We start from the raw sequence: 6,993 nt of genomic DNA on the forward strand, positions 1-6,993 counted from the left end.
GTTAGCAGAAAATTTTGAGCAACGTTCGGGCTAAAAAACTACGAAAAAAACTAAAAATCTTTTGCTGACGGTCGGAAATGCCGAAACAGCGACCAAAAGAAAACTGAAAGTAGGTTTTTAAAGTAAAAACTATAATGAAAAAAACACTTTTAATTGCACCATTATTAATTATTTCTTGCGGAAAGGAAGTCCCAAAATGTGAATCTTTTGAAGTAAAACAAACGGTTATGGATATTATTAAAGAACAAAGATTAAATTCTTTGTCGATGTTTGAAGACTCTACCAAAGTGATGGAAAGAATGGATTCAACTATGGTTTTAAATAACATTAGAACTGAAAATATTAATGAAGAAATCCAAAAATGTGAGTGTGAAGCATCATTAGAGGGTTTTCCATATACAATGGAGGATTTAAATGAACTTTCAAAAGCAGGAATAGATCTTTTTGAAATGAAGAAATACTCACCTGAATCAATCAACATAAAATATAATGCGCAAATAAATGCTAATGGTGAAATAATTGTTGAAGTTGAACCTTTTGGATTATTAGATTAAAATTATGAAAAAATCACTATTACTTATTTTATTACCTTTTTTAAATTTCTCTCAAGAAATTAAAATTCACAAATATGATTCTGAATCTGAAAAAATAATATATGAGTATTATGAAAATGACAATTTAGAAAGAATTAAAAATGGAAAATTTGAATACTTTAGCAATAATATTCTATCTATCACAGGCTTTTACAAAGAAAACAAGGCTTGTGGTATATGGAAGTTTAAAAGTCAAATTGAAAAAGGTTCTCAATATTTATCAAATGGAGAAATTGTTGATGACAAAAAAAATGGAAAATGGCAGTTCTCAAAGTTAGATTTGGATAACAAAAAAACAGAAACCTATTTTTTAGATTTCAAGAGAGATACTATCATAAACTTAAATATCAATACATCTACATTTAATATAAAAACAGATTCAAATGCTAATATAGTAGGAGAAATGAAATTTGTATATTATGATAGTGAGTACATTATTGAAACTTACAAAAATGTAATAATTAAATTTATAAAAAGAGATATTCGCACGGGCGATATTTCCTCAAAATACAATCCTAACAAGAGAGTAATTTGTAAAAAAATAGATAGCATAAGTTCAAATTTAAAATTAAATAAATTATTATACAAAAGCTCTCATAATTGTGAATATTTATATAAATTAAATAAATTTTCAGAAATTTTTACAACGGAAGAAGAACTTAAATATTATGAAAATTTAGCTTGTGATTTTGATGATTTTGTAGGTTTTACTGATGATTATTTTTATAGATATCATCACTTATTTGAGTTTGACCATAAATTTAATAAAACAAACAGATATTTTCCAACATTATTCAATTTGCCTTACATACTAATTAACAACTAAAAAATGAATACAAAAAAAGACTCTAAAGGCAATATTTATATTGAATTAGAGAACATTAGAATAACATATGTAGAAAAACAAAAAAGAAGTAATCTTAAAAATTGGCCAAATGCAGATGTGTTAAGAATACAAGCAAAAAAAGATGGAATTTCAAATTCACTCCATCGTGGAGCTGAATTCCCTTTGTATAAAAAAGAAAAAAGTATCTATAATTTAATTGAGAGATTAACTAAATTAATGGATGATATATAAATCTTCTGCTAACAAGCGTTTGGCAAGATTGGGGGTTTTGGGCTAAACTTAAAGTTGGTTTTGTACTTGCAAGTTTAGTTGTAAATCGATAGTTTTGGCTAACCAAATCCCCAACCTCGCCAAGCGCCGGAACGTTACCACCAATTATAAAAGACGACAGCGAAACAAATAACTAACAGATAAAAAGAAATGCCATTTACATTTTCACACCCAGCCATAGTTTTACCGTTGACATTTTTGCCTCGACAATGGTTTTCGTTGAGTGGACTTGTAATCGGCAGTTTGACTCCAGACTTTGAATACTTTTTAAGAATGAGAATTAAGAGCAATTACAGCCACACAATTGACGGACTTTTTTGGTTCGACTTACCATTAGGACTGTTGCTTGCTTTCATTTTTCACAACATTGTTCGAGACAGTTTATTCGACAACTTGCCGACAATTTTAAAATCAAGATTTTCGGCATTTAGACAGTTTGACTGGAACGAATACTTCAAAAGAAACTGGTTCGTAGTGACTATTTCAATTCTAATCGGTGCTGCTTCTCACATTTTTTGGGACAGTTTTACTCACGACCACGGCTATTTCGTTCAGACAATTCCAGCATTGCAAAACTCGGTTGACTTTTTAGGTGGACAAATTCCAATCTTAAAGATATTGCAACATTCTTCGACTATTCTCGGTGGACTTGTAATTGCTTTTGCTATTTATAAACTGCCGACAAACAAGACTGAAAAGGAAAACATAAAATTGAAATATTGGACAATTTTAGCAAGTCTAACTTTGACAATTATTTCGATAAGACTTTTAAGCGGACTTGACTTTAAACAATACGGTAACGTAATTGTGACAGCTATTTCCGCAGGACTAATTTCATTAACAATAACACCGTGGCTGACAAGGACGAAAGAAGAATAACTGGTGGTAACACACGTTTGGCGTAATGCCACGAGACTCTGTAAACATTGACAGTCAGACAAAAAAATGAGCGACAACGATACAAAACGACTTTCACGACTGACTGCAATTTTAACACAACTGCAAACAAAACGGCTTTTAACTGCGACAAGTCTTGCCGACAAATTCAATGTAAGTATTAGGACAATTTACCGTGACATAAGAGCATTAGAACAAGCAGGAGTTCCAATTTTAACTGAGGACGGAAAGGGTTACACGTTAATGGAGGGCTACAAAATTCCACCAGTGATGTTTTCTGAAAGTCAAGCCAACGCTTTAATACTTGCAGAACAATTGGTATTAAAGAACAAAGACACTTCATTTATTAAAGATTACACCGAAGCTATTGACAAAATTAAAGCAGTATTACGACAATCAGAAAAAGACAAAGCCAATTTGCTTGCCGACAGAACTCGATTTGAACAAAACATAAACAGAGAAAGAAACAGCGACAATATTTCTCAATTACAACAAGCACTTACAAACTTTCAACTAATTAAAATTGACTATAAAAACGAACAGGACGAAACTACAAGCAGGACAGTTGAGCCATTTGCTTTAATCAGTACAACAGAAAATTGGTTACTAATTGCTTGGTGTCGTTTACGCAAAGAATTTAGGTATTTCCGTTTGGACAGAATTACAAAATTACAAGTGCTAACAGAAAAATTTGAACAACATAAAATGACCTTACAAGAATATTTTGATAAATTTTACTAATACATTTTGACCCCTGACATAAGGCTGTCATACGACCATTTTACTTTTGCAATGTCAATAATGACAAACAATTAAAAAATAGTAAAATGCAAAAAACAACATTCGACCCTTGGGCTTGGGGCAAAAACACAAATTCAGTACAAGCCGTAGAAGTGAAGCAACCAGAAGGAACGCTTTATTGTTCAGGACAAGTAGCAATTGATGCTAACGGAGTTCCAAGTAGTGCTGATATGCGAAGTCAGTTAATTCAGACAATCACAAATTTAGAGCAACTTATAAGTGAATCGGGATATGAATGCAAAAACATTGTAAGGTTAAATGTTTACACGACAAACACTAATGAATTTTTCACAACTTGTATGGATGTTTATGTGCCCTTCATTATGAAACACGGCATTCAACAAGCTACTACATTGCTTGAAGTGAAAGGACTTTTTGCAACATTAACAGTAGAACTTGAAGCAACTGCCGTAAAATAGAAAATGCAGAAAAAAGAAATAGAAATATTTTATCCGACAAGCCAAACAATGTGGAGAAAATGGTTACAAGAAAACCATCTTTCAAAGCAAGCTGTTTGGCTTGTCTTTTACAACAAAAAATCAGAAATAAAATCTATTACCTGGAGCGATGCAGTTGATGAAGCCCTTTGTTTTGGTTGGATAGACAGCAAGAAAATTTCAATTGACAAAGAAACTTCACACCAATTTTTTAGCAAAAGAAAACCCAAAGCACTTGGTCGAAAATCAACAAAGAAAAAATTGAACGACTAATTGAACAAGGCTTAATGACTGAATCAGGTTTAGCTATTATTGAAACAGCGAAACAAAATGGTTCTTGGACAATTTTAGACGAGGTTGAAGAATTGATTATTCCAGCAGACTTGGAAGAAGCATTTATTGAAAAACCTAATGTAAAAGAATATTTTTTGAGTTTAAGTAAATCAGTAAGAAAGATAATTTTATCTTGGCTTGTTTTTGCAAATACAACGGAAACAAGACAAAAACGAATAACAGAAATTATAGAAAGTGCAGAGCAAAATCAAAAACCGAAACACTTGCGATAGAAAAGGCACATACGCCTAACAGGGGTTTTGCAAAAGTGGGGCATTTGTACTAAATTTGAACATTGGGAATTCTATTAAACATTTGTGTTAATTTGAACATTTGTGCTTCGATTTCCCCACCTTCGCAAAGCCCTAAACCGTCAGGCTGTGAAAAAACCTCTTTTTTGAATACAATTCATCCCACCAAACTGACATAACTTTATTTTAAACAATGCTATTTTTGAACTTATTTTGAGGTGTTTCAAAAAATATAAAGCCTATAAACAGGTTTAAATAAGTCGTTTTTATCAAAAACAAGTCCTTTGTCTTGTAAGGTGAGTTCCAAGCTTTGATTTTTGCTATTAAATCAAGAACTCCAAGGATATTTATGGTACGCTGCTTGATGTTGTAAACTAACATAATTAAGCTATGTTCTCCGTTTACTTTTTCAAGTCCTATTAAATTGGTATGATTATAACCCCACTGGCATCTTTCAAAAAAGAAACAAACAGTTTAAAGAGTTGCTTCAATGCTTTGGGATTGTCTTTTCTAAAATCAGAAATACTGTGATAATTAGGACGAATATCTTCTAACAACCATTGCATTTCAATATTACGAATACACTCTTTTTCTAGTTTTCTGGAGCTGCGAATACCATTCAAATAACCGTATAAATAGATTTTAAGAAACACTTGGATATTGAAACTTGGACGACCTTCTTTTTTTAAAATCACTGCTGTAAATCCTACTTTTTGAAGGTCTATGTGTTCAACAAAAGCATCTATGAATCGAACTGGGTTTTCAGAAGTAATTTTGTCTTCTAAACTCGATGCCTGTAACTGATTACGGGAAATCCCTTGGATATGCTGCATTTTTAAAAATACGAAAATTCCCCTTTTTTAACAAACTATTTTAGCTATATTTGGTGAGGTTTCTGTGTTTTTTCACAGACTGACGTTAGCCGTTATATTTAAAATAACGACGAAAATATTTGGATTTAATAAAAAATGTATTAATTTTGTACCAATCGAACTCGCCACGCTTCATTACTTAATTGTAACGCGTACCCAGGCGAGTCTTTTTTTTTGTATATATGGCTGATAAAAAAGGATTATCCTAAAAAAATCATTTCCTTTGATAAACAAATTGAACAACTTCGTGATCGTGAAATGATTATTAAAGATTCTGATACTGCAAAAGAATTTCTTAAAAACATAAGCTATTTTAGATTACAAGGATTTTGGTGGGAGTTTCAAATAGACAAAAACAATCATAAATTTAAACCTAATACAACTTTTGAAAGTGTTATTGATCTATATACTTTTGATAGAAAATTAAGATTAATAATATTTGATGCTCTAGAACGAATTGAAATTGCCCTTCGAACTAAAATGATTTATTATTTATCAATAGAAAAAGATCAATGGTGGTTTGAAGATGAAAATATATTCTTTACAAAAAAATATTTTGAAGAATCACTTGAAGATATTGATAAAGAATTAAATAGAACGAAAGAAATATTCATCAGAACTCATTATGACAACTATGGTTATGAACACAGACCTCCTGCATACAAAACCCTGGAAGTCATTTCATTTGGATGTCTCTCAAAACTCTATAGTAATTTAAAAAATGATGTTACTGCTAAAGATAGAATTGCAAAAGAATTTAATTTACCTAATTATAGCTTTTTAAAAAGTTGGTTACAGTCTTTCAATACAATCCGAAATATTATAGCTCATCATAGTCGTTTATGGAATAGAAATATTGACTTTCCTCCAAAAAGTTTACATAAAACAGAATTTAGCTTTATCGAAATTCCTGATAATGTTAATTCTTTATATCACTGTTTATCTTGCATAATTTTCGTATTAAATAAAGTTTCTAAAGGTCACACTGCTAAAGAAAAAATTATTGAACTACTAGATGAAAATCCATTCATAAACGTTTCTGAAATGGGATTTCCTGAAAATTGGAAAGAACAACCTTTGTGGAAATAATACAACGGCTAACAGGCATTTGGCAAGATTGCGAATTTTGTAGTAAATTCACGTTTACATTTCGCAAAAAATTTTATCTTTAACAGAAAATAATCGGTTCCGAAGCTCGCCGCCTCGAAAAGCCACGGGACGTCAGGCTGTGAAAAAACCTCTTTTTTGAATACAATTCATCCCACCAAACTGACATAACTTTGTTTTAAGCAATGCTATTTTTGAACTTATTTTGAGGTGTTTCAAAAAATACAAACGCTAAAAAGAAGTTTAAATAGGTCGTTTTTATCAAAAAAAAAGTCCTTTGTCTTGTAAGGTGAGTTCCAAGCTTTAATTTTTGCTATTAAATCAGGGACTCCAAGGATATTTATGGTACGCTTGATGTTGTACACTAGCATAATCAAGCTATGTTCACCGTTTACTTTTTCAAGTCCTATTAAATTGGTATGATTGTATCCCCACTGGCGTTTGATTGTACCAAAAATGTGTTCGTTTATCTCCTGTCGTTTTCGATATAATTGTGCGTTTTCTTTATAGCGTTTGTAAACTTCCCTCAATTAGCTACATTCAAAACTAAAGAATTCCAATCAATAATTTTAAATTTCTCTTGTT

9 protein-coding genes and 2 pseudogenes are annotated in these 6,993 nt (G+C 31.1%); 9 read left to right on the top strand and 2 right to left on the bottom strand.

The window, feature by feature from the left end; genetic code table 11:
• Nucleotides 1-134 precede the first annotated feature (134 nt).
• The 8 genes from B0A78_RS08615 (at nt 135) to B0A78_RS15025 (ending at nt 4,411) form a co-directional block, all read left to right on the top strand.
• On the top strand, nt 135-554 hold the full coding sequence (locus tag B0A78_RS08615; RefSeq protein WP_097609580.1) for a hypothetical protein: 420 nt from the start codon (nt 135-137) through the stop codon (nt 552-554).
• A gap of 4 nt (nt 555-558) precedes the next feature.
• On the top strand, nt 559-1,419 hold the full coding sequence (locus tag B0A78_RS08620; RefSeq protein WP_097609581.1) for a hypothetical protein: 861 nt from the start codon (nt 559-561) through the stop codon (nt 1,417-1,419).
• Between the two features lie 3 nt (nt 1,420-1,422).
• Complete coding sequence (locus tag B0A78_RS08625) at nt 1,423-1,671, top strand: hypothetical protein (RefSeq protein ID WP_097609582.1); 249 nt, start codon at nt 1,423-1,425, stop codon at nt 1,669-1,671.
• A 189-nt stretch (nt 1,672-1,860) separates the two neighbouring features.
• The gene (locus B0A78_RS08630; RefSeq protein ID WP_041253216.1) at nt 1,861-2,589 is read left to right on the top strand and encodes a DUF4184 family protein; all 729 of its coding nucleotides are present in this window, start codon (nt 1,861-1,863) and stop codon (nt 2,587-2,589) included.
• A 66-nt stretch (nt 2,590-2,655) separates the two neighbouring features.
• Complete coding sequence (locus B0A78_RS08635; RefSeq protein ID WP_014165499.1) at nt 2,656-3,348, top strand: helix-turn-helix transcriptional regulator; 693 nt, start codon at nt 2,656-2,658, stop codon at nt 3,346-3,348.
• 86 nt (nt 3,349-3,434) lie between these two features.
• Nucleotides 3,435-3,827, top strand: coding sequence for a RidA family protein (locus B0A78_RS08640; protein WP_014165500.1), 393 nt, complete (start codon nt 3,435-3,437; stop codon nt 3,825-3,827).
• Nucleotides 3,828-3,830: 3 nt separating this feature from the next.
• Nucleotides 3,831-4,118: a YdeI/OmpD-associated family protein gene (locus B0A78_RS15020; RefSeq protein ID WP_307725311.1), complete on the top strand. Its 288-nt coding sequence runs from the start codon at nt 3,831-3,833 to the stop codon at nt 4,116-4,118.
• Between the two features lie 14 nt (nt 4,119-4,132).
• Nucleotides 4,133-4,411, top strand: a complete 279-nt coding sequence (locus B0A78_RS15025; protein WP_307725310.1) for a YdeI/OmpD-associated family protein — start codon at nt 4,133-4,135, stop codon at nt 4,409-4,411.
• A 464-nt stretch (nt 4,412-4,875) separates the two neighbouring features.
• Here B0A78_RS15025 and B0A78_RS08650 read toward each other — a convergent pair.
• Nucleotides 4,876-5,262, bottom strand: a pseudogene (locus B0A78_RS08650) (transposase); the annotation flags it as partial.
• Nucleotides 5,263-5,559: 297 nt separating this feature from the next.
• Here B0A78_RS08650 and B0A78_RS08655 point away from each other — a divergent pair.
• Nucleotides 5,560-6,390: an Abi family protein gene (locus B0A78_RS08655; RefSeq protein WP_146917308.1), complete on the top strand. Its 831-nt coding sequence runs from the start codon at nt 5,560-5,562 to the stop codon at nt 6,388-6,390.
• A gap of 233 nt (nt 6,391-6,623) precedes the next feature.
• On the opposite strand, the pseudogene B0A78_RS08660 reads toward B0A78_RS08655, so the two are convergent.
• A pseudogene (locus B0A78_RS08660) lies at nt 6,624-6,938 on the bottom strand (transposase); the annotation flags it as partial.
• Nucleotides 6,939-6,993: the final 55 nt, after the last annotated feature.

It is taken from the genome of Flavobacterium columnare NBRC 100251 = ATCC 23463 (genome assembly GCF_002530675.1).
Lineage (GTDB): Bacteria > Bacteroidota > Bacteroidia > Flavobacteriales > Flavobacteriaceae > Flavobacterium > Flavobacterium columnare.

Coding starts and splice junctions, on each gene's coding strand:
- B0A78_RS08630 (WP_041253216.1), top strand. CDS start 1,861: ATGCCATTTACATTTTCACACCCAGCCATAGTTTTACCGTTGACATTT.
- B0A78_RS08640 (WP_014165500.1), top strand. CDS start 3,435: ATGCAAAAAACAACATTCGACCCTTGGGCTTGGGGCAAAAACACAAAT.
- B0A78_RS08625 (WP_097609582.1), top strand. CDS start 1,423: ATGAATACAAAAAAAGACTCTAAAGGCAATATTTATATTGAATTAGAG.
- B0A78_RS08635 (WP_014165499.1), top strand. CDS start 2,656: ATGAGCGACAACGATACAAAACGACTTTCACGACTGACTGCAATTTTA.
- B0A78_RS08655 (WP_146917308.1), top strand. CDS start 5,560: ATGATTATTAAAGATTCTGATACTGCAAAAGAATTTCTTAAAAACATA.
- B0A78_RS08615 (WP_097609580.1), top strand. CDS start 135: ATGAAAAAAACACTTTTAATTGCACCATTATTAATTATTTCTTGCGGA.
- B0A78_RS15020 (WP_307725311.1), top strand. CDS start 3,831: ATGCAGAAAAAAGAAATAGAAATATTTTATCCGACAAGCCAAACAATG.
- B0A78_RS15025 (WP_307725310.1), top strand. CDS start 4,133: ATGACTGAATCAGGTTTAGCTATTATTGAAACAGCGAAACAAAATGGT.
- B0A78_RS08620 (WP_097609581.1), top strand. CDS start 559: ATGAAAAAATCACTATTACTTATTTTATTACCTTTTTTAAATTTCTCT.